This is a genomic window from Actinoplanes sp. NPDC049548 (genome assembly GCF_040676695.1).
Classification (GTDB): Bacteria; Actinomycetota; Actinomycetes; order Mycobacteriales; family Micromonosporaceae; genus Actinoplanes.
The window spans coordinates 35,156-60,138 of sequence record NZ_JBFAPM010000024.1 but is presented as its reverse complement, the minus strand read 5'-3'; the positions used below and the strand labels follow the sequence as shown (position 1 = coordinate 60,138).

At 71.4% G+C, this 24,983-nt stretch carries 24 protein-coding genes; 13 read left to right on the top strand and 11 right to left on the bottom strand.

The genetic code is table 11. The annotated features are described in order from the left end of the window. Positions 1–5 precede the first annotated feature (5 nt). The 3 genes from AB0J80_RS33335 to AB0J80_RS33325 all read left to right on the top strand — a co-directional run bounded on the left by AB0J80_RS33335 (position 6) and on the right by AB0J80_RS33325 (position 4,292). Positions 6–2,942, top strand: coding sequence for a glycine--tRNA ligase (locus AB0J80_RS33335; RefSeq protein ID WP_364713119.1), 2,937 nt, complete (start codon positions 6–8; stop codon positions 2,940–2,942). A gap of 96 nt (positions 2,943–3,038) precedes the next feature. Next, the gene (locus AB0J80_RS33330; protein WP_364713116.1) at positions 3,039–3,638 is read left to right on the top strand and encodes a hypothetical protein; all 600 of its coding nucleotides are present in this window, start codon (positions 3,039–3,041) and stop codon (positions 3,636–3,638) included. A gap of 60 nt (positions 3,639–3,698) precedes the next feature. After that, positions 3,699–4,292 (top strand): hypothetical protein, encoded by a 594-nt coding sequence (locus AB0J80_RS33325; protein ID WP_364713114.1) that lies wholly within the window; start codon positions 3,699–3,701, stop codon positions 4,290–4,292. 32 nt (positions 4,293–4,324) lie between these two features. Here the strand turns inward: AB0J80_RS33325 and AB0J80_RS33320 are convergent, their stop codons facing one another. From AB0J80_RS33320 to AB0J80_RS33310, 3 genes are all read right to left on the bottom strand, one after another. Next, on the bottom strand, positions 4,325–5,362 hold the full coding sequence (locus tag AB0J80_RS33320; RefSeq protein WP_364713112.1) for a hypothetical protein: 1,038 nt from the start codon (positions 5,360–5,362) through the stop codon (positions 4,325–4,327). A 192-nt stretch (positions 5,363–5,554) separates the two neighbouring features. Beyond that, the gene (locus AB0J80_RS33315) at positions 5,555–6,115 is read right to left on the bottom strand and encodes an HD domain-containing protein (protein ID WP_364713109.1); all 561 of its coding nucleotides are present in this window, start codon (positions 6,113–6,115) and stop codon (positions 5,555–5,557) included. Positions 6,116–6,127: 12 nt separating this feature from the next. Next, positions 6,128–7,246, bottom strand: a complete 1,119-nt coding sequence (locus AB0J80_RS33310) for a helix-turn-helix transcriptional regulator (RefSeq protein ID WP_364713107.1) — start codon at positions 7,244–7,246, stop codon at positions 6,128–6,130. A gap of 433 nt (positions 7,247–7,679) precedes the next feature. Between AB0J80_RS33310 and AB0J80_RS33305 the strand changes: the two genes are divergently transcribed. Next, entirely contained in the window at positions 7,680–7,904 is a 225-nt protein-coding gene (locus tag AB0J80_RS33305; RefSeq protein ID WP_364713105.1) for a hypothetical protein, read from the top strand. 52 nt (positions 7,905–7,956) lie between these two features. Here AB0J80_RS33305 and AB0J80_RS33300 read toward each other — a convergent pair whose 3' ends face one another. Continuing rightward, positions 7,957–8,559 (bottom strand): hypothetical protein, encoded by a 603-nt coding sequence (locus tag AB0J80_RS33300; protein WP_364713102.1) that lies wholly within the window; start codon positions 8,557–8,559, stop codon positions 7,957–7,959. Positions 8,560–8,782: 223 nt separating this feature from the next. Here AB0J80_RS33300 and AB0J80_RS33295 point away from each other — a divergent pair, with 223 nt between their 5' ends. Then, complete coding sequence (locus AB0J80_RS33295) at positions 8,783–9,895, top strand: glycerophosphodiester phosphodiesterase (protein WP_364713099.1); 1,113 nt, start codon at positions 8,783–8,785, stop codon at positions 9,893–9,895. Between the two features lie 19 nt (positions 9,896–9,914). Further along, entirely contained in the window at positions 9,915–10,439 is a 525-nt protein-coding gene (locus AB0J80_RS33290) for a 2'-5' RNA ligase family protein (RefSeq protein ID WP_364713097.1), read from the top strand. A gap of 43 nt (positions 10,440–10,482) precedes the next feature. Here the strand turns inward: AB0J80_RS33290 and AB0J80_RS33285 are convergent, their stop codons facing one another. After that, a complete protein-coding gene (locus AB0J80_RS33285) occupies positions 10,483–12,000 on the bottom strand; it encodes a diguanylate cyclase (protein ID WP_364713094.1) in 1,518 nt (505 codons plus the stop codon). A 127-nt stretch (positions 12,001–12,127) separates the two neighbouring features. Here AB0J80_RS33285 and AB0J80_RS33280 point away from each other — a divergent pair, with 127 nt between their 5' ends. Together AB0J80_RS33280 and AB0J80_RS33275 are read left to right on the top strand one after the other, a co-directional pair. Beyond that, on the top strand, positions 12,128–13,495 hold the full coding sequence (locus AB0J80_RS33280) for a UDP-glucose/GDP-mannose dehydrogenase family protein (protein WP_364713091.1): 1,368 nt from the start codon (positions 12,128–12,130) through the stop codon (positions 13,493–13,495). A 43-nt stretch (positions 13,496–13,538) separates the two neighbouring features. After that, positions 13,539–13,988 carry a hypothetical protein gene (locus AB0J80_RS33275; RefSeq protein ID WP_364713089.1) on the top strand — a complete coding sequence of 150 codons (450 nt, stop codon included), beginning with the start codon at positions 13,539–13,541 and terminating at the stop codon, positions 13,986–13,988. Here AB0J80_RS33275 and AB0J80_RS33270 read toward each other — a convergent pair. Continuing rightward, on the bottom strand, positions 13,980–14,648 hold the full coding sequence (locus AB0J80_RS33270; protein WP_364713086.1) for a copper homeostasis protein CutC: 669 nt from the start codon (positions 14,646–14,648) through the stop codon (positions 13,980–13,982). The two genes, AB0J80_RS33275 and AB0J80_RS33270, sit on opposite strands and share 9 nt — an antisense overlap. Before the next feature lie 236 nt (positions 14,649–14,884). On the opposite strand from AB0J80_RS33270, the gene AB0J80_RS33265 reads away from it, so the two are divergent. Further along, a complete protein-coding gene (locus tag AB0J80_RS33265) occupies positions 14,885–17,389 on the top strand; it encodes a LamG-like jellyroll fold domain-containing protein (RefSeq protein WP_364713084.1) in 2,505 nt (834 codons plus the stop codon). A 52-nt stretch (positions 17,390–17,441) separates the two neighbouring features. On the opposite strand, the gene AB0J80_RS33260 is transcribed toward AB0J80_RS33265, so the two are convergent. Together AB0J80_RS33260 and AB0J80_RS33255 are read right to left on the bottom strand one after the other, a co-directional pair. Next, positions 17,442–18,269 carry a hypothetical protein gene (locus tag AB0J80_RS33260; protein ID WP_364713082.1) on the bottom strand — a complete coding sequence of 276 codons (828 nt, stop codon included), beginning with the start codon at positions 18,267–18,269 and terminating at the stop codon, positions 17,442–17,444. Continuing rightward, positions 18,266–18,814, bottom strand: a complete 549-nt coding sequence (locus AB0J80_RS33255) for an RNA polymerase sigma factor (RefSeq protein WP_364713080.1) — start codon at positions 18,812–18,814, stop codon at positions 18,266–18,268. Before AB0J80_RS33255 ends, AB0J80_RS33260 begins: the two co-directional genes overlap by 4 nt. 219 nt (positions 18,815–19,033) lie before the next feature. Between AB0J80_RS33255 and AB0J80_RS33250 the strand changes: the two genes are divergently transcribed. Next, complete coding sequence (locus tag AB0J80_RS33250; RefSeq protein WP_364713078.1) at positions 19,034–19,279, top strand: hypothetical protein; 246 nt, start codon at positions 19,034–19,036, stop codon at positions 19,277–19,279. 150 nt (positions 19,280–19,429) lie between these two features. Here the strand turns inward: AB0J80_RS33250 and AB0J80_RS33245 are convergent, their stop codons facing one another. Then, a complete protein-coding gene (locus AB0J80_RS33245; protein ID WP_364713075.1) occupies positions 19,430–21,154 on the bottom strand; it encodes a glycoside hydrolase family 6 protein in 1,725 nt (574 codons plus the stop codon). A 249-nt stretch (positions 21,155–21,403) separates the two neighbouring features. On the opposite strand from AB0J80_RS33245, the gene AB0J80_RS33240 reads away from it, so the two are divergent. The 3 genes from AB0J80_RS33240 to AB0J80_RS33230 are packed head-to-tail and all read left to right on the top strand — an operon-like array spanning position 21,404 to position 23,369. Continuing rightward, the gene (locus tag AB0J80_RS33240; protein WP_364713072.1) at positions 21,404–22,141 is read left to right on the top strand and encodes a PP2C family serine/threonine-protein phosphatase; all 738 of its coding nucleotides are present in this window, start codon (positions 21,404–21,406) and stop codon (positions 22,139–22,141) included. Further along, positions 22,134–22,619, top strand: a complete 486-nt coding sequence (locus AB0J80_RS33235; RefSeq protein WP_364713070.1) for a GNAT family N-acetyltransferase — start codon at positions 22,134–22,136, stop codon at positions 22,617–22,619. The genes AB0J80_RS33240 and AB0J80_RS33235 overlap by 8 nt, the downstream gene beginning before the upstream one ends. Positions 22,620–22,628: 9 nt before the next feature. Then, complete coding sequence (locus AB0J80_RS33230; protein WP_364713068.1) at positions 22,629–23,369, top strand: arginase family protein; 741 nt, start codon at positions 22,629–22,631, stop codon at positions 23,367–23,369. A 130-nt stretch (positions 23,370–23,499) separates the two neighbouring features. Here the strand turns inward: AB0J80_RS33230 and AB0J80_RS33225 are convergent, their stop codons facing one another. Beyond that, the gene (locus tag AB0J80_RS33225) at positions 23,500–24,039 is read right to left on the bottom strand and encodes a DUF305 domain-containing protein (RefSeq protein ID WP_364713065.1); all 540 of its coding nucleotides are present in this window, start codon (positions 24,037–24,039) and stop codon (positions 23,500–23,502) included. A gap of 20 nt (positions 24,040–24,059) precedes the next feature. Further along, a complete protein-coding gene (locus tag AB0J80_RS33220; protein ID WP_364713063.1) occupies positions 24,060–24,893 on the bottom strand; it encodes a hypothetical protein in 834 nt (277 codons plus the stop codon). Positions 24,894–24,983 lie beyond the last annotated feature (90 nt).

Sequence of the window (24,983 nt, the reverse complement as noted above, 5' to 3'; positions counted from 1 at the left end):
AGGTCATGCTCACCATGCAGGAGGCGCTCGCCCGGCTCACCGCGTACTGGAGTGACCAGGGGTGTCTGGTCGTCCAGCCGATGAACACCGAGGTGGGTGCGGGCACCCTCAACCCCGCCACCTTCCTGCGGGTGCTGGGGCCGGAGCCGTGGCGGGTCGTGTATCCCGAGCCGTCGGTGCGGCCGGACGACGCGCGCTACGGCGAGAACCCCAACCGGCTGCAGACCCACACCCAGCTCCAGGTGATCCTCAAGCCCGACCCGGGCAACCCGCAGGAGCTGTACCTGGGCAGCCTCACCGCGCTCGGCATCGACGTCGCCGCGCACGACGTGCGGTTCGTCGAGGACAACTGGGCGTCGCCCGCCCTCGGCGCGTGGGGGCTGGGCTGGGAGGTCTGGCTCGACGGGCTCGAGATCACCCAGTTCACCTACTTCCAGCAGGCCGGCGGCCTCGACCTCGACCCGGTCTCCGTGGAGATCACGTACGGTCTCGAGCGCATCATCATGGCCCTGCAGGGCGTCACCCACTTCAAGGACATCGAGTACGCCCCGGGCGTCAGCTACGGCGAGGTCTTCGGCCAGGCCGAGTACGAGATGTCGCGCTACTACCTCGACGACGCCGACGTGGCCGCGACCCGGCAGCTGCTCGACCTGTACGCGACCGAGGCGCAGCGGCTCGTCGACGAGGGCCTGCCGGTCCCCGCCCACACGTTCGTCCTCAAGTGCTCCCAGGCGTTCAACGTGCTCGACGCCCGCGGCGCCGTCTCCACCGCGGACCGGGCGGCCGAGTTCGCCCGCATGCGCCGCCTCGCCGGCGACGTCGCCCGGCTCTGGGTGGCCCGCCGCGAGGAGCTCGGGCACCCGCTCGGCGTGGCCGGCCCGCTGCCGGAGATCGCCGTCCCGGTCGCGGCCGCCGCGCACGGCGACGAGCCCCGGACCCTGGTGTTCGAGATCGGCACCGAAGAGATGCCGCCGGCCGAGGCGTACGCCGCCCGCGACCAGCTGCGGCGCACCCTCACCGACCACCTCGCCCAGACCCGCCTCGCCCACGGCGACATCCGCGTGTACGCCACCCCGCGCCGCCTGATCGCGGTCGTCGGCGACGTGGCCGCGCGCGAGGACGACCACACGCTGACGGTCAAGGGACCGCGCACCACCGCGCCCGTGCAGGCTCGGGAAGGCTTCGCGCGTGCTCAGGGCGTACCCGTGGAAGCGCTGGAAACCACGGACCTGAACTATGTGGTCCGCCGGCACGTGGCGGGCGGCGCGGCACCCGCCGTGCTGACCGGCGTGCTCGCGAAGGTCGTCGCCGGCCTGCGCTCGGCGAAGAACATGCGCTGGAACGACCCCCGCCTCGCGTTCACCCGCCCGATCCGCTGGCTGCTGGCCCTCTGGGGCGACACCGTCGTGCCGGTCACCGTCGGCGCGCTCGAGGCGGGCCGCGAGACCCGGCTGCTGCGGACCGCACAGACGCCGGTGCTGCGGATCGCGTCGGCCGAGACCTTCATGGAGACCATCTCGGTCAACGGCATCCTCGCCGACCCCGACGACCGGCGCGAGCTGATCGTCACCGGCGCCCAGGACCTGGTGTACGGCGAGGGCCGCGTGGACTTCGGCTCCCTCGTCGACCAGCTCGTCCACCTCGTCGAACAACCCACCCCGCTGCTCGGCCGCTTCGACGAACGCTACCTGGACCTGCCGGACCCGGTGCTGACCACGGTGATGCGCCGACACCAGCGCTACCTTCCCGTACGCGACGACGACGGTGCCCTGCTCCCGATGTTCGTCACCGTCGCCAACGGCCCGGTCGACGTCGACCTCGTCCGGGCCGGCAACGAGGCGGTCCTGCGCGCCCGCTACGAGGACGCGGCGTTCTTCTACCGCGCCGACCGTTCGACGCCGCTCCCCGAGATGCGCGAACGGCTCCACCGTCTCACTTTCACCGACAAGCTCGGCAGCATGGCCGACCGCGCGGGCCGCATCGACGCCCTCACCGCCCTGCTCGCCCCGGCGGCCGGCGTCACCCCGGACGACGAGGAGGTCGCCGACCGCGCCGCCGAGCTCGTCAAGCTCGACCTCGGCTCCCAGCTCGTCACCGAGATGACCAGCCTCGCCGGCACCATGGCCCGCGACTACGCCCTGCACGCGGGCGAGCCGCCGGCCGTGGCCCAGGCCGTGTACGAGGCGGAACTGCCCCGGCACACCGGCGACGAGCTGCCGGCATCCGTACCCGGCGCGCTGCTGTCGCTGGCCGACCGCCTGGACCTGCTCGCGGGCCTGGCCGCGACGGTCGGCCTGCCCACCGGCAGCAGCGACCCGTTCGCAATCCGCCGAGCCGTCCTGGGTCTCCTCGCGGTGCACCGCGAGCACCCGGACCTGTCGGGCATCGACCTGTTCACCGCGCTGGGCTGGGCGGCGTCGCTGCAACCGGTCGCGGTGGACGAGGTGGTGCTCGCCGACGCGCGCGAGTTCCTCACCCGGCGTCTCGAGCAGGTCCTCACCGAGGAAGGACACCCGGTCGACCGGGTCCGGGCCGCGCTCCCGCACGCCGGGCGGCCGGCGCTGGTGGACCGGCTGCTGGCTCAGCTCGGCCGGCTGGTGGCGGAGGAGAACTTCCGCTCCCTGGCCGCGGTCATGCAGAGGGCCCGCCGGATCGTTCCTCCGGGTACGGCGGCGGACTACGACCCGGCGCAGCTCAAGGAACCGGCGGAGGTGGCGCTGCACGAGGCGGTGACGTCGGTACGCGACGCCTACGACGGCACGGCGGATCTGGGACGCTTCACCGCTGCGGCGGCGCCACTGACGGCGCCTGTGGGCCGCTTCTTCGACGAGGTGTTCGTGATGGCGGACGATGCGGAGCTGCGGGCGGCACGGCTCGGGTTGCTGGCCACGGTGCGCGACCTGGGGGAGGGGCTGCTCGACTGGCGCGAGCTGCGGCTCTGAGGATGTGCGTCGGCTCCGAGACAGTGGAAGCCCTCGCCGGCTGGCACGCTAGGTCTTTGCCCATGGCGCCGCAGCGGGCCGATGGCGAGGGACATCATGACCGACAAGGACGGGCGGGACCTCAGGGACTCAGCCGACGGGCACACTCCGGCGGAGGCCTCGGTCGCGACGGAACACATGCAGAGCCTGATCGAGGGCAAGATCGAGGAACTGCAGGCCGACGAGAAGCGTGCCGGCCACGATGACCGGCCGCCCGGAAAGCGCAAGGCTTTCCGTGGCCCTGCCGACCTCGACGTGGTCTACATCGGCGCGGTGACACTCGACCAGATCGTCGCGACGCGTTACAAGCTCCAGGCTCATAGCACCGACATCTCGGATGAGGCTTACCAGCGGTTGGCCGAGGCCCTGCAGAATCTGCAGCTCGAATATGGGCGGTACGGTTCCGGCTACGTGCTCGACAACTATCTCTGTCGATACATACCGGCCGGTGTCGCCATCAAGATCGTGCGTCGGCCGGGTCTGTACGCCAGGCTCGCATCGTTGATCACCTTCCAAGGGCGGTATCTGGACCAGATCGACCTCTCGTACCTGCCGGAAGCCGCTCGCACCACCGATCCGGCCCTTGAAGCGGCGATCTGGGACTGCAAGCGGATCTATCTCCAGGCGCTGCGGTGCCGAGCTCGACGACGGTCCTAACTGGTCAGGTCGATCTATTCGGTCTTCGTCTACCTGCTGAGCCTCGCCGACTCCGAGGCCATGACGGGGTACGACGTCCAACGAACCGAGCGGGCTCTGCCCAAGGTCCAGGAGCAGCTGCGCTACATCGAGGACATGCTCGAACAGTCCAACACCATGGAGGCGAGGCACGACTACCTGCTCGGCATGCTCATGGGCGTCTTCGGCCTGTGGGGCGCGTTCTGGTTGGCCTTCAACTGGTTCGGCATACTGCGCAACCTGCCGGACGGCATACTCGTCGGCGTAGCGATCGCGGGCGGCGTCGGCGCGATCATGAGCGTGATGACGAGGTTGACCTCCGGCAAGCTGTCGGTGGACAGCCGTGCGGGCCCGATGCTGATCAGGCTGGCGGGCGGCTTCCGGCCGGTGATCGGTGCCATCTTCGGCCTCGCCCTGTACATCTTCATCGCCGCCAGCCTGCTGCCCGTGGCCGTCACGGTGCAGGGCCTCAAGCTCACCTACTTCTTCATCGGCGTGGCGTTCATCGCGGGATTCAGCGAACGGCTCGCGCAGGACGCCATCACCCGGGCGAGCAGCGCCATCCCGGCCACCGAGGTGCCCGAGGACCCGGCGCTGAAGCCCTCACCTCGGCCGGGAAAGCCGGCGAAGGCATAGCTCGGGCTGTGCAGGCCGGTTTCGGTCCGCGGTCAGTCGGTCTCCGACGGGATGGCGATCGTGTCGGGGTCGAGTAGGCCGGTGCTCTCATTGCCGAAGAGGTCGGCGGGGTCCGCGCCGAGGAAGTTGTCGACGTCGATCTTGGCAGCACCGTCCGGTGCGGTGATCGGGGTGCCGGTGGTCAGGTCGAGCCGGATCGCGACATGGCCCGTGGCGCCGTCGATGAACTGCAGGATGTCGATCTCGGCGGCCGTGAGCCTCCCGCCGTCGATCCACAGGTCCAGGACGATCGGCCGGTCCGCGGGGGCGTCCGGGAGCTCGCCGGCGAGGTCCTTCTCGACGGTGACGGCGAAACGCTTGGCCTCGGCGTACGCCTGGGCGGTCGACGAGGTGACGATCAGGTGATGCGGGTCGGCGCTGTCGCGGACGACGCTCGCACCGTCGAGCAGGTTGGTGGCGGCGGTGGTCAGCTGCTCGACCATAGCTTCGCTCTTCAGGTCCTGCGTCGGTAGGCCGAAGCCTGCCCCGGCGAGGTGGGTGAGCTTCTTGCTCTCGATGGCGACCCACTTGCCCTCGAACAGCGGCTCCAGGTCGGGCAGCTTGCCGGCGGCCGCGTCGCTGAGTGCCTCGGCGGAGGTGGCGGTGCCGAACTCGGCGGCCAGCTCGGCCACGGGCACCTTGGCGTACAGCGTCCCGTCCAGGTAGCGGATCTCGGTGCCGGTGACGCCGTTGACAGTCGCGGCGATCATCGACCGGTCGTCCTCCGGGCCGGCGCCGGCTTTGTCGTACGCGATGGTGAGCGAGGAGTCGAACAGCTTCCGCACGATGCTGCTGTCCTCGGCGTCGAAGTCGGCCTTCGGGAGCAGCTCGAGGGCGCTGATCAGGTCCTCGGGGTCGCCCGTGACGGCGAGGGTGACGCCGGCCTGCTGCGCGCCGGTCAGCTGCTGGGCGGCGTTGCGCAGTTCCAGCTTCGGCTCCAGCGCCTCGATCTGCCGTGCGGCGCAGCCACCGATCACGGTGAGTGCGGTGGCACCGGCGAGAACGCCGGCCAGAAGACGCTTCGCGCGCATGGATCTCCGTCCGTGGGGGCTGCTAGCAGAGCGTAGTTAACCCAGGTCGGCATGCGCGTCCGCGCTTTGGCGCGAGCCTTGCCGCGATGATCTCCCGGCCCGCCGCAAACGGGCGGTTTCAGTTGCCGGACGGTCACATACTGTCAACGAGCGGCCATCGGTGGGCTGTCCCGCCGGCCGGCTCGCGGGCCGTCAGCGGTCGCGCCACGACAGCGGCGACAGAGTGACCGCTGCCTCTGCGATGCGCCGACCGGTGTCAGTGTGGAGGTCTTTGCGAGCTGAGTCGATCCAGCCGTCCGTTCGTGCCACACCGGCATCGCGGTACTCGACGGCCTGCAGCAGCATCTCCAGCTTGTCCGCATCCTTGGCACATCGCGCTTCGAGCGTCTCGCGCGCCTCGTACTCGTCCACGGCCTTCCGGACCAGGCTGCGCGATCGTTCCGGGAGCCGTTCGGTCTGGTCCGCGGTGATCCGGCGGGGGTCGGGCTTGGCCAGGTACGGACCGGCGGTATGCGGGAGATCCCCGGTGCGGGTCTCCTGAGTGTCGTGCCACAGCGCCAGGAGCGCGGCCCGCGCCGGGTCCGCTCCCTCCTCGGCCGCGATGAGGGCGGCGAGCTGCGCGGCGCGCATGGTGTGATCGGCGACGGACTCAGGATCCTTGACCCCGGCATGCCACCAGCCCGAGCGCCGTACCCGCTTCAACAGTCCGAGCTCGTACCCGAAGCCGGCGAGTCCTTGCGCGTCCTCTGGCACGTTTGATCACCCTCATCCCTCGGCGGCACGTACGGCGTATTGAAGCCCTGCGAGCTGATCACGCTCGCTGCGGGCGAGATCGCTGCACGACGCGAGCTTATCGAGTGCGCCGGCAAGCGAGCGTCGAGCGGCAGGGTGACTGCTGAGCAAGGACGGTCGCGACGCAACGAGGGCGTGCAGGGTCGCGAGGTTCAGTGGCAGCTGAGGCGACGCGGGATCGATCCGTTGCATCAGGTGCTGCAACAGCCGGACTCCCGCCCATGACCGCGTGTCGGCGTTCGCCATGAAATTGTCGTTCGCCTGTTCGTCACCGAGCTCGCCGATCCAGTAGGCCCAGTAATTGAGATTGGCCACGTCCCCGGTCTGGCCTCGCATGCGATCGACGAAATCGTGAAGGTAGCTGCTGTCACCGGCAACGGCCAACGCAACTGAGGCAGAGCGCGCCTCCAAAAGCTCCGTGATGTTCCCGTCCCTCGGTCGACGGCTGCCAGCCCGGTTCCACTCGGTCCGCAGCCATCGGATCGCATCCGGTCGGCCGTCGAAACCGAGGAGATACACGGCCTGACGACGTAGCAGCGCGTCAGTTGCATGATCGGCGCGCTCCGCCACGGTCGACAGATGGTCGAGAAAGCGTGTTCGCTCCTCCGCGCTCAACGTGGGGTGCGCCGACATGGGGCCGCGTCGGGCGGTTCGAGGCACGAAGACGTGAAGATGCACCGGCGTCTTCTCGATGATCGGCCACAGGATCAGGTTGGTGATCGTCCAGCGGTGGACGCTTGCTGCCAAAGGGTGCCTGGTGGGGTTCACCCAGGCGGCGCCGGCAGTGATACCCGTTGCCAGAACCTGGTCCGCCTCGATTGCCTCGCGAAGGTGTCGACCGGTCGAAGCCGGAGCTCCGATTCGAGCGAGCTGACCGCACAACTGGAGAAAGTCCCCGGCAGCGACCGCTGAAAGTGGCCGGCGCCCTGATTCCCACCCTTGGATGGTCGTGACGTCGACGCTCAGTAATTCGGCGAACGTCTCCTGGGTCATGGCTGCGGACTGGCGAGCAAGCCTCAAGACGAAACCCGAAATGAGGCCGTAGTGCCGCGAACCCTGACCACGAGTCAGAGTGACCGACCGGCGTGCCATGGAAGCTCCTCTCCACGTTCCTCATTCATACCGGCTACGCGTACTGACGGTCAGTTCTGTACCTCCATTGAGGTCCGTAGCTTTGGCTCATCGACAGAGGCAATTCGACATGCCTCACAATCCTGTTCTGCAGGGAGGGCGTATGCAACCGCTTGCTCGGCAAGGCTCTACGACCGCAGGGGCGAGAGTCCTGCGGGCCGTTGAGTTCATCCGCGATGAGGTGCTGCGCCGTCGGTGGGTGCGTCGACGCGAAACCATACTTGGAGCCGCCGCGCGTCAGGACGAGGAAAGAACGCGAGGCGGCGCGGCATCGTCTCCTGAAGGCGGCTCGTGAGGAGTGGGCTCAAGCTCCCACCCGGGCGATGCCGGTGACACGTCCACTCATGACGCTCGGCGCGAAGCGGCGCTCCAATCGAAGGAGAGGGCTACTCCGGTGATGCGGGACGATCTTCTGGCGCGGCTGGCGGCCCTACCCTCGAACACGGACATCGGCGTCCGTATCGGCGACGCGTACGTGGATATAGCCGAGCTTGAGCCTTGGGGTGATGGTGGTTTCGCGGCGCTCACCTGCTCCTCGGCCGACATTCGCGATGTGCTTCGCGAATGCCGCGTGACGCCAGGCGAGGAGGCGCTGGGTCGGCGCGAGCTGTGGCTGTAGCGGCGTCGCCTCGCCCTGTCGCCCGCTTCGTTGCGCTCACCGTCTGACCGAGTCACGGCAGGGTGAGGGTCACGCGGGTGAGGGCTTCGCCGTCGGCGGCGTACTGGGCGTGCAGGCTGATTGCCGGCAGCGTCCAGCGGTCCCAGGGGCCGTAGTCGCCGAGGAAGCGGTCCCGGTACGGATCGCCGGACTCGTCCGGGCGGCCCAATGCGGCCCACAGCGCGGCCCTCCGGGGCACCGAGCCCGCGCCGCCCGGGATATCGCCCTGGAACGAGCGGAAACCGTCGTCGCCGTGGAAGTGCAGGAAGATGGTCGTCACCGTGCCGTGGGCGTCGGCGGCGAGCTCGACCCCCGACTCGCGCGCGAGGTACGAGCGTGACAAACCCGAGCCGACCGCCGCGCCCGAGCGGGGGATGAGGCCGTACTCGTGACAGATCTGCTGCACCCGGGCCTCGAGGACCGTGCGGCCCAGCAGCACGGTCAGGTCGGTGCGCGCCGGTGGCCGGCCGACCGGGTCGGTGGGGGTACGGCGGGGCGGTGGTGGTCCGTGGAGGGGGTCGTTGGAGCCGCCGGTGCGGGGGCCCGGCTTCGACCCGTACCGGTCGTCGGCGGGCGGGTGCCGGCGCTGGCCGGCGCGACGCTCGAGAAATCCCATGGTGTCACTCCACGAAGGCTTTTCACGGTGAGCGTTCGGACCACAACCGTAAGGGTTGGTCTGACCGATGTCCTTCCCCGGAACGGGGGTTCGTACACCACCGGTGATCTTCCGGCGGCGTTTCCCGGGTGGTCACGGCGTCTTCGCCGGGGCGTCGTGGTGATCGCCTGGACTGCCGCAGGGGCACCCGCGACCGTCGCCGGGCGAGCCCGTGGAGGAGATCGTGGCAGACCGCCGACAGGTGCTGCGGATCGGTGCGCTCGCCGCCGGGGTGCCCACCGTGCTGGGGGCGACGGGGGCGACCGCGGAGGCCGCGCCGCATCGGCCCGGCCGGTCGCTGGTGATCGGGCATCGGGGGGCGTCCGGGTACCGGCCCGAGCACACCCTGGCCTCGTACGAGCTGGCCGCGCGGATGGGGGCCGACTACATGGAGCCCGATCTCGTGGCGACGAAGGACCATGTGCTCGTCGCACGGCACGAGCCGGAGATCGGCGGGACCACCGATGTCGGGTCGCGGCCCGAGTTCGCATCGCGGCGGCGGACCGTGGTGCTCGACGGTGTGGCGGTGACCGGGTGGTTCACCCATGACTTCACCCTGGCGGAGCTGAAGACGCTGCGGGCCGTCGAGCGGATCCCCCGGGTACGCCGGCACAACACGCTCTACAACGGACTGTTCGAGGTGCCGACGTTCGAGGAGGTCCTCGCCCTGCGCGAGCGCCTGTCGCGGGAGCTGGACCGGGCGATCGGCGTCTATCCGGAGACCAAGCACCCGACGTACTTCCGCGGGCTCGGGCTCGACCTGGAGACGCCGCTGGTGCGGGCGCTGCGCCGGCACCGGCTGGACCGGCCCGGCGCCAAGGTCTTCGTGCAGTCGTTCGAGGCCCGGAACCTGCGGCAGCTGCGCGAGGACTACGGGCTGCGCGCCCCGTCGGTCTTCCTGACATCCGCGACGGGCGGACCGTTCGGCGACCACACGACCTACGCCGAGTACCTGACGCCGGCCGGGCTGCGGCGGCTGGCCCGCTATGTCGACGGTGTCGGGCCGGACAAGAACCAGGTGATCCCGCGGGCGGCCGATGACACGCTGGGCACGCCCACCCGCCTGGTCGCCGACGCGCACGCCGCCGGGCTCAAGGTCATGCCGTACACGTTCCGGGCGGAGAACCAGTTCCTGCCCGCGGACTACCGGATCGGCACGGAACCCGACGGGTACGGGCGGGCGCTCGACGAGCAGGTCGCGTTCCTGCGTACCGGAATCGACGGGCTCTTCACCGACCAGCCGGACGTGGGCGTCCTGGCCCGGAAGCTGCGGACCGGGGACAGGGTCCCGGCCTGACTGCCGGTACGGTGATCACGTGGTCGCCGCGCTGGAGCTTTATCTCGACGTCGACGCCACCCGGCGGATCCGGACCCTGTGGACGGCGCTCGAGGCCGAGGGCATTCCCACGATGGCGTCGCTGCACGAGCGGCACCGGCCGCACGTGTCACTGGCCGCCGCGCGGACGCTTCCGGCCGAGACCGTCGCGGAGGCGCTCGACGGGATGGTCGTCGGCCGCGGGCTCACCGTCGGCCTGGACTTCGCCGGGCAGTTCGTCGGGCGGGTGCTCTGGCTGGGGGTGACCGCGACCGAGGAGCTGCTCGCGCATCATCGCGCGGTGCACGAACGGCTGGCCGCCGCCGGGGTCGAGGTGTGGGGGCATTATCGGCCCGGACGGTGGGTGCCGCACTGCACCGTCTCGCTGCGCGTGCCCAACCCCATGATGGCCGCGGCCGTCCGCCGCTGCCTGGAGATTCTTCCGGTACGCGCGGAGCTGACCGGCGCCGCCGTCATGGATCACGCCAACGACGTCGCGCACCCGTTGCCGCCGGCGACCCGATGAGCGTGCGGGGCCTGCTGGCCCGGCGTACCGCTCGCTGAGCGGGTCAGCGGGCCGCGCACACCCCGCCGCCGCCGCGCTTGGCGCGGTACATCGCGGCGTCGGCGCCGCGCATCAGTGTGGTCATGTCGTCGGCGTCGGCCGGGAACAGGGCGATGCCGATGCTGGCGCCGACCTTCACCTCGCGGCCCTCGATGTCGTACGGCTCGCTGAGGCGGGCGTGGATGCGCGCCGCGATGGCAGCGGCCGAGTCGCCGTCGGGGTTGCGGGTCAGCAGGATGGCGAACTCGTCGCCGCCGAGACGGGCCACCACGTCGTGGTCGCGCAGCGCCGTCTGCAGCCGCATCCCGACCGCCTGCAGCAGGGCGTCGCCGGCGTGGTGGCCGACGGTGTCGTTGACCCGCTTGAAGCCGTCGAGGTCCAGCAGGAGCAGGGCGATCCGGCCGCTGGTGGCCATCGCGATCTCGACCTCGCGCTCCGCCCGCTCCATCAGGTGCGAGCGGTTCGGCAGGCCGGTCAGCGCGTCGTGGTAGGCCTGCCGGGTCAGCTCCGCCATGTGCTGCCGCTCGGCCTGGCGCATCCGGGCGCCGTCGACGATGAGTGCGCCCTCCATCGCGACCTGCCGGGCCAGGCTGTGGTCGCGGCCGCTCCAGGTACGGACCCTGCTGTCGCCGCACATCACGACGCCGACCGGGCCGGACGCGGACATCAGCGGCATGGCGAGGAACGAGCGCAGCTGCATCGTCTCGACGAAGCCGCCCACCCGGACGTCGGTCTTGGTGGTGTCGGAGACCAGCACCGGACCGTCGATCTTCTGCATGACCTGCCAGACCGGCGAGTCGGCGGCCCGCCGGCCGATCAGGTTGCGCTGCAGCGTCTCGGTCATGGCCTCGGTGAGCCCGACCCCGATCGCGTGCCGGATGGTGCCGTCGGGGCCGAGGAGGTGCACGGCCGCCTTCTCGGTGCGGAACGCCTCGCCGGTCGCCTTGGCGAGCAGCTGGCCCGCCGCCTCGACGGAGGTGGCCGTGGCGCCGTCCTCGAACAGCTTGCGGATCGTGGCGGTGGCGTGCTCGGTGTACTGCCGGTGCACCTCGGCGGAGAGGACCTGGAGGGTCGCGGCGACCTGCAGCGCCGTGCCGGCGGCCGTCTCGGGGCGCAGCATGTCCAGGTCCGTGGCGGTGAGCACGAGGACGCCGACGGTCTGGCCGCCGATGCGCAGGCGGATCGCCATGCGGTCGCCCACCCGCACCGGGGGAGCGCCGGCCGACACACGGAAGACCCGGCCGGCCAGGCGCAGGTCGTCGTCGGCGGCGGGGCCCCGGGTGGCGGCCGCGCGCAGGCTGCCGTCGTCGGGGTCGAGGGTGAATACGGTCGCGGCCGTCATGCCGCACGTCACCCTCAGCCGCCGGTCGACGATACCGAGGATGTGGTCGAGCGACGGGATGTCCCGGGTCATGACCTCGACCAGGTCGGCCAGCAGCTGGGCCTGCTCGTCCAGGACGGGCAGCAGCGCGCCGGTGGCGAGGCCGCCACCCGGCGTACGTAGCGGACTGCCCAGGGTCACGGCTCAAGGATCGGCAGCGCGGCGACGCGCCTGAGCATCCGCGGGTGACGTGGTACGGGACACGACAGATTACCGTTTCGGACGTCGGGGTAACCGCCGGCGGCGACCGAGGAGAAGGAGTGCGGATATGAGGGTGTGCGTCGTCGGAACCGGCTACGTGGGTCTCACCACCGGCGTCAGCCTGGCGTTTCTCGGTCACGACGTCACCTGCGTCGACCTCGACAAGGCCAAGGTCGACCTGCTGAGCGCGGGTCGCTCGCCGATCTACGAGCCGCACATGGACGCGCTGCTGGCCGACGCCGGCGAGCGGCTGACCTTCACCACCGACTACAGCAAGGCGGTGCCGGACGCCGACGTGGTGTTCATCGCCGTGCAGACGCCCTCGCTCCCGGACGGCAACCCGGACCTGCAGTACCTGCGGTCGGCCGCGGAGAGCGTCGGCGAGCACATCGGCGGTGACTTCACCGTGGTGGTCAACAAGTCGACCGTGCCCATCGGCAGCAGCAACTGGGTCGACTCGATCCTGCGGGAGTCGTTCGAGCGCAGCCACGAGCGGCGCAGCGACGGGGAGTTCTCGGTCGCCTCGAACCCGGAGTTCCTGCGCCAGGGCGCGGCGATCCAGGACACGCTCTACCCCGACCGGGTGGTCGTCGGCTCGGACAACCCCCGCAGCCTCGACGTGCTCAACCGCCTCTACCTCACCATCCTCAACCAGACCTTCACCCCGCCGACGTATCTGCCGCGTCCCGCCGACCTCGGCGCGGTGCCGATGGTCTCGACCGACCTCGCCTCGGCCGAGCTGATCAAGTACGCGGCCAACGCCTTCCTCGCCCTGAAGATCAGCTTCGCCAACGAGATCGGGCAGCTCGCGGGCCGGGTCGGCGCCGACATCAAGCAGGTCACGCGGGGGATCGGCCTGGACACCCGGATCGGCTCCCGGTTTCTGCAGTCGGGCATCGGCTGGGGCGGCTCGTGCTTCGGCAAGGACACCGCCGCGCTCATCGCCACCGCGGCCGAGTATCACCACGAGATGCCGATCGTGACCGCCGCGCGGACGGTCAACCAGCTCCAGCGGCGGCTCGTCGTGGACCGGCTCCTCGACGAGCTGCGCATCCTCAAGGGGCGCCGGATCGGCCTGCTCGGGCTCGCCTTCAAACCGGACACCGACGACATGCGGGACGCCCCGGCGCTGGACATCGCCCGGATGCTCCTCGAGCGCGGCGCCCGGATCCGCCTGCACGACCCGGTGGCGGCCGAGCGGTTCCGGCGCGAGCAGCCGGACCTGGTCGAGTACCTGGCCGACGACGTGGCGGACGTGTTCGACGACAGTGACGCGGTCGTGCTGGTCACCGAATGGGCTCAGTACGTAGACCTCGAGTGGGGCAAGCTGGCGTCGCTGATGCGTACCCCGGTGATCCTGGACGGCCGGCACACGCTGGACCGGGAGCGGCTCACCCGGCTCGGCTACCGCTACCTGACGCCCACCGGGCGCTGAATCCGCACAGGTTCCTGACAATGGCCTGCCAGCGTGCAGGACCATGCGGACTCTTTCCCTGGCCGCCGCTGCGGCGGTGGTGGTGGTCGCCCTCCTCGGCGGTTGCTCGGAGGTCGAGGATGCGCCCCGGCCGGTCGCGTTCCTCGTGGAGCAGCCGGGCGAGGTCGCGGCCGCCGCTTACGACGTGGGCGAGCTGCGGGCGCAGGTGCATTACCCGCCCACGATCACCGGCAGGCTGCCGCTGTTCCTTCAGGTCGACGGGTACGACGAGCAGTCCGGCGCGGCTTTGGTCGCCCGTGGCTTCGTCGTGGTGTCGATCAGCGCCGCCGCCGGCGACCGGGACCGGCTGGTCGACGCGCACCTTGCGCTCTGGCGGCAGCTGGCGGACGGTGGCGGGCCGCTGGCCGTTGTGCTGCGCCCCCTGGCCGGGCACGTGGACGCGGGCACCGTCGACATGACGTCGACGGTGCGGGTCGTCGCGCCGTCACGGTAGGAGGTCGCGCCAGGCCCGCACGAGCGCGGCGTCCACGGGCGCGTCCCAGCGACCCCCCGGACGGACCGCGCTACCGGTGTGGAACGCGTCGACGCCCGCGCCGAGCAGGGGAGCGACGTGGTGCGGACGCAGCCCGCCGCCGGCCAGCACCCGCGGCGTGCGGCCCGCTTCGGCCGCCAGCGTGGCGAGCCCGGCGCCCACGTGCCCGGGACCGCCCGCGGTGAGCACGAAGTCGAGGCCCCGCAGCCCGTCCAGCGCCCGCCACGCCGCGGCACGGTCCGCGGCGTGGTCGATGGCCCGGTGGAACGTCCACCGGCAACCTTCGATGACCTCGAGCACCGCCTCGACCGCGGCCAGGTCGACGGCGCCCGTGGCGTCGAGGAACCCCAGCACGAACTCGTCGGCTCCGGCTTCCCGCAGATCCGCCGCGGCCCGGGTGAGGGTGGCCGTGTCGCCGGGCGCGTACCCGTCCTGGCCGCGCAGCATGACCCGGACCGGAAGGCCGGACAGCTCCCGGACCTCGGTGAACGTCCCGGTCGCCGGGGTGAGGCCCTGCCGGCGCATGTCGGCGACCAGCTCGACCCGGTCGGCACCACCCTTGCGCGCGGCCACCGCATCGACGGCGGTCAGCGCGATGACTTCCAAGATCGCATCCGGCACCGCGGAATCGTCCCACACCCCGCTGAACGGCGGGCATGGCGATCTGCGCGTCCATGTTGGAAACTGTCTGACCATCGAAGTTCTTCATCGGAAATCTTGACGTTACCTGATCGGCCTTGTTGAAATGTGTGAACTCATGGGCGGTCCGCCGAGGCGCTCCCGGTGATCCCGTCGTCCACCGTGGAGGGTCGACCCCGCGCTGCCCGCGTCACTTCCGCTCCGAAGGGACCACGCGCGTGACAACAGCACGGACCCGCCGGCGGTACGGCCTGACAGTGGCCGCCGTCACTCTTCTCGCCGTGGGTGCCGCGGTGCCCGCCGGCGCGGCACCCGCACCCGCCGCGCCCGCCTGGCACAAGGGCATCCCGCCGATCGCCACCCCGTGGACCGCGGCGGTCGGCCCGGACAACGCCCTGCCCGAGTACCCCCGTCCCCAGCTGGTCCGGAGCAGGTGGCAGAACCTCAACGGGGTGTGGGAGTTCGCCAAGGCCGAGGTCAACCAGGCGGTGCCCGCCGGTCAGTCGCTGGGCGAGCGCGTGCTGGTCCCGTACCCGATCGAAAGTGCGCTCTCCGGCATCCAGCGGCACGAGGACCGGATGTGGTACCGGCGCACCTTCACCGTCCCGTCGTCCTGGAAGGTCGGCGCGGGACAGCGCCTGCAGCTCCACTTCGGCGCGATCGACTACGACTCGAAGGTCTTCGTCAACGGCAAGCAGGTGGCCACCCACCGCGGCGGCTACGACGGCTTCGACGTCGACGTCACGGACGCGCTGACCGGCACCGGCCCGCAGGAGCTCATCGTCTGGGCCGAGGACCTCACCGACGCCACCGGCCAGCCCATCGGCAAGCAGCGCCGGGTCAGCGACCGCGGCATCTTCTACCAGGGCAGCTCCGGCATCTGGCGGACCGTCTGGATGGAGCCGGTGGCCGCCTCCAGCATCGCCGACCTCGGTCTCACGCCGGACCTGAAGACCTCCTCGCTGAAGGTCACGACAAGCGCCGTGAACGGCGAGGGCCTGACGGTGCGCGCGGTCGCGCGCAGCAACGGCCGGGTGGTCGGCCGGGCTTCCGGAGCCGCCGGTACGCAGCTCAGCGTCGGTGTCCCGCGGCCGCACCTGTGGACGCCCGACGACCCGTTCCTGTACGACCTCGAGGTGACGCTGCTCGACGGCAACCGGGCCGTCGACACCGTGCAGTCGTACTTCGGCATGCGCGAGATCGGCACCACCAAGGGCGCCGACGGCAAGCTGCGGATCGCCCTCAACGGCAAGATCCTGTTCAACATGGCCACCCTCGACCAGGGGTTCTGGCCGGACGGGCTGAACACCGCGCCCACCGACGCGGGCCTCAAGTTCGACCTGCAGCAGCACAAGGTCATGGGCTTCAACGCGGTCCGCAAGCACATCAAGGTCGAGCCGGACCGCTGGTACTACTGGGCCGACAAGCTGGGACTGATGGTGTGGCAGGACATGCCCGCCGCCAACACCGGCCCCATCCCGGCCGAGTGGCGCGACCAGTTCGAGGCCGAGCTGCACGAGATGGTCCGCGAGCACCGCAGCTGGACCTCGATCATCGCCTGGATCCCGTTCAACGAGGGCTGGGGCGAGTGGGACCGCGCCGCCACCGGCCGCATCGCCGACGACGTCAAGCGGCAGGACCCGAGCCGCCTCGTCAACGCGCACAGCGGCGTGAACTGCTGCAACTCGCACGGTGACTCGGGTAGGGGCGACGTCATCGACTTCCACCAGTACCTCGGACCGGCCACCCCGTCGCCCGACGCGAACCGGGCCGCGATCGACGGCGAGCACGGCGGCTTCGGCCTCAAGGTCTCCAACCACATGTGGTTCGGCGACGGCCACGCCTACGAGATGGAACCCGACTCCGAGACCCTCACCCGCAAGTACGTGGCGAACCAGCGGGCGGTGATCGACTCGGCGCGCTCCTGCGGCATCAGCGCGGCGATCTACACTCAGATCACCGATGTAGAGGGCGAGCTCAACGGCTTCTGGACGTACGACCGCCAGGTTCGCAAGATGGACTTCCAGCAGGTCCGGGCCATCAACCGCGAGATCATCGCCAAGGCCGACGGCAGCGCCGGCAACGTCCCGCAGCCGCCGCCCGGCACGCCCGGCCTGACCGGTGTGGCGTTCTACCCGCTCGACGGCACGGCCGAGGACGCGGCCGGCGACCACGACGGCACGCTGGTCGGCAACCCCGGCTTCGTGAACGCCAAGAAGGGCCAGGGCCTCGAGCTCAACGGCTCGTCGCAGTACGTGGACACCGGCGCCCCGATCCTGAACACGGCCTCGGACTACACCGCGTCGGCCTGGGTGAAGCTCGACAAGGCCGACGGTGCCTTCCAGACCGTGGTCAGCCAGGACGGCGAGACCGTCAGCGACTTCTTCCTGCAGTACTCCGGCGCCGACCAGCGCTTCGCGATGAGCTTCGCGGGCGTACGGGCGCTCGGCCCGGTCAAGCCGGAGGTCGGCCGCTGGTACCACCTGACCGGCGTCCGCGACTCGGTGAAGGGCGAGCTGCGGCTCTACGTCGACGGTGAGCTCGCCGGCCGGACCAACGCCTGCCTGCCGCAGGCCGCGCCGACCGGTCACACGGTGATCGGCCGCGGCAAGTACAACGGCAACCCCGTCGACTTCCTCGACGGCACGGTCGACCAGGTCCACCTCTACGACCGGGCGCTGTCCGACACCGAGATCAAGGAGCTGTACGCCTCCGGCAACTGACCGGTCACCCCGAGGCCGGGTGCGGAGCTTTCCGCGCCCGGCCCTTCGGCGTCTACCGGCCCCAGGGCTCGGCGGGACGGCAGTCCGGGCCGGCCGAGCCGTACAGCACCGTGCCGGCCGGACCGGTGAAGCACGGCTCGGGCCGGCCGGGTGCCGGAAACAGCGGCCGGCGGTCGATCTCCTGGTTCTCCGCGTCGTAGCTCACCAGCTCCGCGTCCGCGCGGACGTCCGCGGTGCGGGTCACGATCCCGAACGCGCCGTTGCGCAGGCGGGCCTCGGTCGTGCGGCCGGTGCCGTGCTCGAGGACCAGCCGGTGCACCCGGGCGCTCACCCGGCCCAGCACCGAAACGGCGCCGCCATCGGCGTCCGAGGAGGACAGGCTCAGCCGCTGCACCGGCCCGGGCAGCCAGTCCCGCTGCGGCCACACCTCGGCGCCGAAGCTACCGGTCGTCTCGTTGCCACCGTCGTCGTAGTCGCAGGCGACATACCCGGTGGGGTTGAGGAAGAGGATCCCGGTCCGGTGACCCTGCCGGGCGGAGACGGCCAGGTCGGCCATCGTGGCCGGCACCTGCGGCCCGGTGTCCAGCGGATCCCCGTCGTGGCGCGCCAGCCAGTCGAGACACTGGTCGGCGGCCCGCCGCAGGGACGTCGTCAGCTCACCCGGGCCCATCGCCAGGACCTGGGTGGCGGGCTCGTCCCGTACCCGGTGGACGAGCGCGGCACCGGCGACCAGGGTGACCGCCGCCGCGGCGACGGCGACGAGCCTGCGGTAGCTGCGCCGCGGCCGGCCGTGCGCCGCCCGCAGCAGGTCGCGGCGCATCCGGTCGGCGCGGGCGGGCGGCAGGTCACGCTCGGTGGGGAGGTTCATCAGATCGCTCATCGTTGCTCCGTCGGGTCGAGGATTCCGGTGAGACGGGACCGGGCGCGGCTGACCCGGGAGCGGACCGCCACCTCGGTGATGCCGAGGACGGCGGCGGCCTCGGCGTACGAGACGCCGGACCACAGGCACAGCGCGACCGCCTCCCGCTCGGCACGGGGCAGCCGCCGGACCGCGGCCAGCACCTCCCGCATGCGGCGCTCGTCGTCGAGCCGCCCGGCGACGTCGTCCGCCGGGTCCCGCTCCTGCTCCGGCGCGACGCGGCCGAGCAACGCCCGGCGTCTCCGGGCCGAACGGTGCTCCGTGCGGGCGCAGTTGCCGGCCACGACCAGCAACCACGGCAGGGCCGAGCCGTCGACCAGGCGTACCTTGTCGCGCTTGCGCCACGCTATGAGGAAGGTCGCCTGGGTGACGTCCTCGGCCGTGCTCCAGGAGCCGGTCAGCCGGAACGCGTGGTTGTAGACGGCACGCGAGTGCCGGTCGAAGAGGTCGCCGAAGCCGGCCTCGTCGCCGAGGTCGTCGGTGCGCCGCTCGGTCTCTGCTGTCACACCTGCTTCTGTCCGCCGGTCCGCTACTTGTTGCGGCAACTTTCCACCGGGCTGAAGATGGGCCATGGTCACCGCGCTGGATCGTAGGCGTTCCGTGGCGCCGCCCGGCTTCAGCTTCCGCGACAGCGGCGGCAAGTCCACGGTGGCCTCCTGTCGTCCTACGGCGGCGGGTTCGCCACGGTCTCGGCATACCTGCGTGACCTGTTAGGCACGTACCAGGTGGGTGCCATCCACGGCCGCCTGCTGACCGCCTGGTCGGCCGCCGGGGTGGCCGGGCCGCTGATCGTCAACGGCTTCCTGGACGCCCAGGGCAAGCCGGGCACGCTCACCGCGGCGGCGTACCGGCCGGCGCTGTTCACCATGGTGGCGGTGCTTCTGGTCGGCTTCGTCGCCAACCTGCTGATCCGGCCCGTGCCGTCGCGCTTCCACGAACAGCGCGCCGAGGAGAAGGAGGCGGTGGCATGAAGACCTCGGCGGTCCGGCTGGTGATCTCCTGGGCGCTGATTGCGGTGCTGCTCGGGTACGGCGTCGTGCAGACCGCGATCACCGCGGCGAAGCTGTTCCAGTGACGGGCGAGGGCGGCCCGGCCGGTGCCGGGCCGCCCTCTCGGGGATCTCAGGAAAGCGGCGGGTACGCGTTCGCCATCAGCTGGCGGAACTGCGCCGAGAACCACGCGCCGGAGATCGGGGCGTTGGGCAGGGCGCCGCTCGGGTTGTTGCCGTTGCGCTCGTTGCCGGTGTAGGTGGGGTCGCACATCCGGTCGAAGCCCTTGCCCTCGTCGTTGGGGATCAGGGTGCTCGAGCCGTCCGACTCGCCCGGGGGCTTGACCCAGACGTACGCGTCGATGCCGGCCGCGGGGGCGGCCTTCGGACGCTCGCCGAGGCCCGCGCCGTCCTGGTTGCACCAGTTGCCGGCGTGGATGCGGCGGTCGATGCGGGACTGGTTGACGAAGGTGTTGACGTCGGTGGACGTGCTTGCCGCGGTGGGCCGGTCCGGGCCGCCCCAGCCGTTGCGGGAGGTGTCGATCAGCATGCCGATGCCGGGGTCGAAACCGATCGAGACGAGCTTCTGCCGGAACGCCTGGGCGAACGTCAGCTCGTCGACGTAGTAGTTCCAGTCCACCCACTTGGCCTGCCGTACCGAGGTGCCGTTCACCGTGGTGGTGATGGTGAAGTACGGCTCGGTCAGGGCGGAGTAGTTGGCCGTGTTGGTGATGAAGCCGTGTACGTTGCGGACGTTGCCGGAGGCGCGGGCGGCCTCGAGCATGATGTCCGCGGTCGGGCCGAAGTTCGTGTCCCAGCCGATCCAGCCGTGGTGGGCGGCGTCGACGTAGTTGTAGACGTTCGGGATGGCGCCGAGCTTGTTGAGCGCGTACCCGATGCCCTGCACGTAGCCGCCGTTGGACTTCATCGTGGCGCAGGTGGCGACGTTGGTGTTGGTGACCAGGTTGGGCAGCGAGTCGATCTCGACCACGTTGATGATGCGCAGGTTGCGGTACTTGGGGTCGGCCTGGATCGCGGCGATCGGGTCGATGTACTCGGCCTTGTAGCGGGGCAGGTCGTCGACGCCCAGCTCACCGTTGGAGGCGAGCGCCGAGCAGTCGCGGCCGGGCAGGTTGTAGATGACGAACTGGACGTAGCCGGCGCCCTGGGCGACCGCCGCGTCGAGGTGGTCGCGCAGGCCCATCGCCCCGTTGGAGCTGGAGTCCGCGGTGCCCTCGATGGCGGCGATGCGGTCCAGCCAGACGGCCGTCGGGTTGTTCGAGACCCGGTTGCCGCCGGGCTCCGCGTCGGCCTTCGCCTTCCACTCCGGGTTGACGTAACCGCGGGCTCCCGCGTACGGGTTGTCGACCTTGGTGCCGGGCGGCGGCGGGGTGGTCGGATCCGACGGCGGGGGTGTCGACGGGTCGGTGGGTACCGTGCCGGTGCACTGTGTGCCGTTCAGGGTGAAGGTAGCCGGGGCGGTGTTGGTGCCCGAGTAGTCGGCGTTGAAGCCCAGCGTGGCCGTCGCGTTGGTGGCGAGGCTGTTCGCGTACGACGGAGCGGCCACGCTGACGTGCCGGCCGGACTGGGTGAAGGTGCCGTTCCAGCCCTGGGTGACCCGCTGGTTGCCGGCGAAGTCCCAGGCCAGGGTCCAGCCGCCGGAGATGGGGTCGCCGAGGTTGGTCACCGCGAGGTTCGCGGTGAAGCCGGTGCTCCACTGGTTGACCGAGTAAGTGACCCGGCAGCCGGCCGCGGCGCTGGCCTGGGCGGCGGCGACGGCGATGCCGGCGCCGGTGAGCAGGGTGACGGCGGCCGCGGCGGTCAGGCCGCGGGCCACACTGTGGGGACGTGGTCTCATGCGCGAGTGCTCCTCGGGACATGGCAGCGCCCGGGGCAGGCGCGGCCGGAAGAGACCGCCGGGGGATCGAAGCCTGTCGACCTCGGCGACGGACTTCAGCGTATGGGAGCGCTCCCACCGCATCAATACGTAACCGCACCGAAACTTTTCGGATGCGGAGGGAGCGCACCGCGGCAGGCCCCGCCCGGTAGGCTGCCGCCACCGGGAGACGGGGGTGCGGTCATCGAGCAGATCGAGGTGCGGCGGGCCGTGACGCGTGCCGCGGGGATGCGCCTGTCCATGGCCGGGGGCACCGTCGTCGGCAACCGCTATCCCGCCAACTTCGACGTCCTGCACATCGACGCCGTCCACCCGCTGGTCGTCGTCGCGGACGGCATGGGCGACGGGCGGGGGAGCGCGGTCGCCGGGCGTACGGCCGTCGACACGTTCGTCGGCAAGGTGGTGCCCGAGCCGGACGGTCTGCGGGCCGCCGTCGCCGAGGTGCAGGCCCGGGTGCGCGCCGCCGGTGCCGGGCTCGGCGAGCTGACCGGCTGCACCCTGACCGCGTTCGTCGCCGGGGAGCGGTCGCCGGGCGCCTGGCTGGTGCAGCTCGGGGACTCGCGCGTCTACCGGCTGCGTGACGACCTGCTCGAGCTGCTGACCACCGACCACACGGTCGCCTGGCTCGGCGCGGTCCACGGCTGGTGGCCGGCCGGATCCGCCGAGGCGCATGCCGCGCGCTACCGGCTCACCCGCTACGCCGGGCACCCCGGTGCCCCCGAGCCGGACGTGCTGAGCGTGACGGTGCGCCCGGGCGACGTCTATCTGCTGTGCACCGACGGGCTCACCGACCAGGTCGGGTACGAGCGGCTGGCCGGGGTGCTCAGCGGCGGTGGCGACCCGGCCCGGGCCGTGGAGACGCTGCTCACCGACTCGCTGGCCGCCGGCGGCGAGGACAACACGACGGTCGCGGTGATCCGCGCCGAGACAGGAGGCGGCGATGACTGACGTCGGTCTGCGCCCGGTCCGCGACGAGGACCTGGACACCATCTACGACCAGATGCGTGACCCCGAGGCGGTCCACATGGCGGCCTTCACCGCCGAGGACCCCGACGACCGGGACGCCTTCGACGCGCACCTGCGCCGCCTGCGGTCGGAACCCGGCATCGATCTGCGGGCCGTCACGGTGGACGGCGAGCTCGCCGGGACGATCGCCAGCTTCGTGGTGGAGGGGGATACCGAGATCACGTACTGGCTCGGCCGGAAGTGGTGGGGACAGGGTGTCGCCACCGCGGCCGTCCGGAAGTTCCTCGGCACGGTGCCGGTGCGGCCGATCACCGCCCGGGCGGCCAGCGACAACGCCGCGTCGCTCGGGGTGCTGCGCAAGGCCGGATTCCGCAAGATCGGCACCGAGGTCGCGTACGCGACGGCACGAGGGCGCGACATCGAGGAGACGGTGCTGCGTCTGGACGCTCCCGGGGCCTAGGCTCATCCGATGGCGTTGATCGTCGTCCCCTACCACCAGGACGAGCGGCTCCCGGCCGCACTGCTGCCCCTGCCCGCCGGGCGACCGGCCACCGTCGTCGACCCGGAGCTGCCGCCGGGCGACCTGTGGACCCGCGTGGCCGCCCTCGACGAGGAGGTGGCGCAGGCGGTGGCCGCCGCCGGCGAACCGGTGACCATGGTGTCCGGCGACTGCCTGCTGGGCGTGGCCGCGCTGGCCGGGGCTCAGCGCGCCGGCCTCGATCCGGCCCTGGTGTGGTTCGACGCGCACGGCGACGTGCACACCCTCGCCTCGACCACCTCCGGCTATCCGGGCGGGCTGTCGCTGCGGCTGGCCCTCGGCGGCGATCCCGCCCTGGTGGGCAAGCGTCTCGGCCTGCGCCCGGTGGCCGAGGAGCGGGTCGTGCTCGTCGGGGCCCGCGACCTCGACCCGCCCGAGGTGGCGTTCCTGGCCGCCAGCCGGGTCCGGCGTACGACCGTGACCGGCCTGTCCGCCGCGGACGTGCCGGACGGCCCGCTGATCGTGCACGTCGACGTGGACGTGGTGGACCCGGCGGAGCTCCCGGGCCTGCTCTTCCCGGCGCCCGGCGGCCCGCCGGCGTCCGAGGTGGTGGCCGCGGTGCGCCGGCTGCGCGCGACCGGGCGGGTCGCCGTGCTGGACATCGCCTGCCCGTGGCAGCGGACCGCCGACTCCTCCGCCCGCACCGCGCTCCTCGAGGCGCTCCTGAACTGAGAAGACGCCGGCGTCCCGCCGCACCGGCGGGACGCCGGCATCCGGCCCCTCGGAAAGGTCTCCGCGTCCACTGTGGGATACGCGGAACTCACCTTAGGGCTACCGTGCGCGACCGTGTCTTAACTGTGTCTCAAGTCTTCCGCAGAAAAACGTGAAGAGCGTCGATCTGTGCCGTGCGGGAGGCCTGCACCTGCCGTGCGAAGGCCAGCGCCTCGCGGTTGCGCCCGCCGGCCGTCTCCGCCTCGGCCAGCCGGACCGCCTCCCGCTGGTGGTCGGTCAGCAGGCGGGCGAACGTACCGTCGAACGCGGTGCCGGACGTCTTGGCCAGCGCCGCCGCCCCCGCCGGTGGCTCGGCCGGGGCCGAGGGCGCCGGCCGGCCCCACACCGTGAGCCAGCCGGTCAGCCGGGTGACCTCGTCCTGCTGGGTGGTCACGACCGCGGCGGCCAGGGTGCGCAGCTCCGGCCGGGAGGCGTGGTCGGCGCCGATCCGGGCGAGCTCGGTGCCGGCCCGGTGGTGCGGAATCAGCGCACGCACGAAGGTGAGGTCGGCGTCGTTGAACTCAGGGGACACCGCGGCGGTCGCCGTCGGCCCCGGCGGCCGGGGCGCATCGCAGCCGGAGATCAACGCCGCCGCGGTGAGCAGCGCCAGAAGGACGGGGAGACGACGCACTCCCCGACAGTAAAGGAACTTTACCGAGTGGGGTAGAAGCTGGTGCGGGCGCCGTGCCGGCTGTCGCGGTTGCGCATCCGCAGGCGCAGCAGCAGAGCGACGCCCAGGAACACCAGGACCGCGCCGACGATCAGGCCCGGGCCGAGCAGCGACGGGGCGCCGCCGTCCGAGGAGGCGGGGACGGCTCCGATGGCGTCGCGGGACTTCGCGGGCTCCGGCTCGGTGGTCGGGTCGGTACCGGGGTCTCCGTACTCGGCGTCGTCCGACTCCTCGGACGAGGACGAGGGGGAGGGAGTGGGCGAATCGGTGGGCGACTCGGTCGCCTGCGGGTCCTCGCCCACCACCGAGCTCTGCCCCGAGGCCTCCTGCAGCAGGGTGCCCGCCGCGTCGAACGCCTGCGGCTGGAAGATCACCCGGCCGGTGCCGGCGTCGTCGTCGAAGCCGATCTCGTAGCGGGCCGTCACCGTGCGGCCGCGGCAGAGCTCGCCGGGGTCGAGCTGCTCGTCGGTGATGCGCGCGACGTCGTCGTCCGTCTGCACGCGTACGGGAAACTCGCCGGTCTCCTCCACCCGCCGGACGTCGACCTCGTCGACCTCGGCGCCGGTCACCTGCATCACCAGCGACCACCGCACCTTGCGGCAGCGGACGCGGTCGGTGGACGCGACGACGGTCAGTGTCCGCGCGTCGGCGCCGGCCCCGAACGATGCCGGGAGCTCGGTGATGGTCACCTTGAAGCCGGGCTCCGCCGCACCGGCCCGGCCGGGCAGGGCGAGGGCTGCCAGGGCGACGGCCAGGACGGTCGTCACCAGCGCCACGCGATGCCGCACAGCAATCATCTCCTCACGCAACGTCACCAAATGGAGCGCATCGTCCAGTAGTTCGGTGCAGCGGCGCGAAAGGTTCACCCGAGGCGAAGGATCACTCCCGCGGCACTTTTATTTTTG

Coding starts and splice junctions, on each gene's coding strand:
- AB0J80_RS33320 (WP_364713112.1), bottom strand. CDS start 5,362: ATGCGCGCGAAGCGTCTTCTGGCCGGCGTTCTCGCCGGTGCCACCGCA.
- AB0J80_RS33230 (WP_364713068.1), top strand. CDS start 22,629: ATGGCGTTGATCGTCGTCCCCTACCACCAGGACGAGCGGCTCCCGGCC.
- AB0J80_RS33325 (WP_364713114.1), top strand. CDS start 3,699: ATGACGGGGTACGACGTCCAACGAACCGAGCGGGCTCTGCCCAAGGTC.
- AB0J80_RS33310 (WP_364713107.1), bottom strand. CDS start 7,246: ATGGCACGCCGGTCGGTCACTCTGACTCGTGGTCAGGGTTCGCGGCAC.
- AB0J80_RS33275 (WP_364713089.1), top strand. CDS start 13,539: ATGCGGACTCTTTCCCTGGCCGCCGCTGCGGCGGTGGTGGTGGTCGCC.
- AB0J80_RS33335 (WP_364713119.1), top strand. CDS start 6: ATGCTCACCATGCAGGAGGCGCTCGCCCGGCTCACCGCGTACTGGAGT.
- AB0J80_RS33330 (WP_364713116.1), top strand. CDS start 3,039: ATGACCGACAAGGACGGGCGGGACCTCAGGGACTCAGCCGACGGGCAC.
- AB0J80_RS33300 (WP_364713102.1), bottom strand. CDS start 8,559: ATGGGATTTCTCGAGCGTCGCGCCGGCCAGCGCCGGCACCCGCCCGCC.
- AB0J80_RS33235 (WP_364713070.1), top strand. CDS start 22,134: ATGACTGACGTCGGTCTGCGCCCGGTCCGCGACGAGGACCTGGACACC.
- AB0J80_RS33280 (WP_364713091.1), top strand. CDS start 12,128: ATGAGGGTGTGCGTCGTCGGAACCGGCTACGTGGGTCTCACCACCGGC.
- AB0J80_RS33245 (WP_364713075.1), bottom strand. CDS start 21,154: ATGAGACCACGTCCCCACAGTGTGGCCCGCGGCCTGACCGCCGCGGCC.
- AB0J80_RS33260 (WP_364713082.1), bottom strand. CDS start 18,269: ATGAGCGATCTGATGAACCTCCCCACCGAGCGTGACCTGCCGCCCGCC.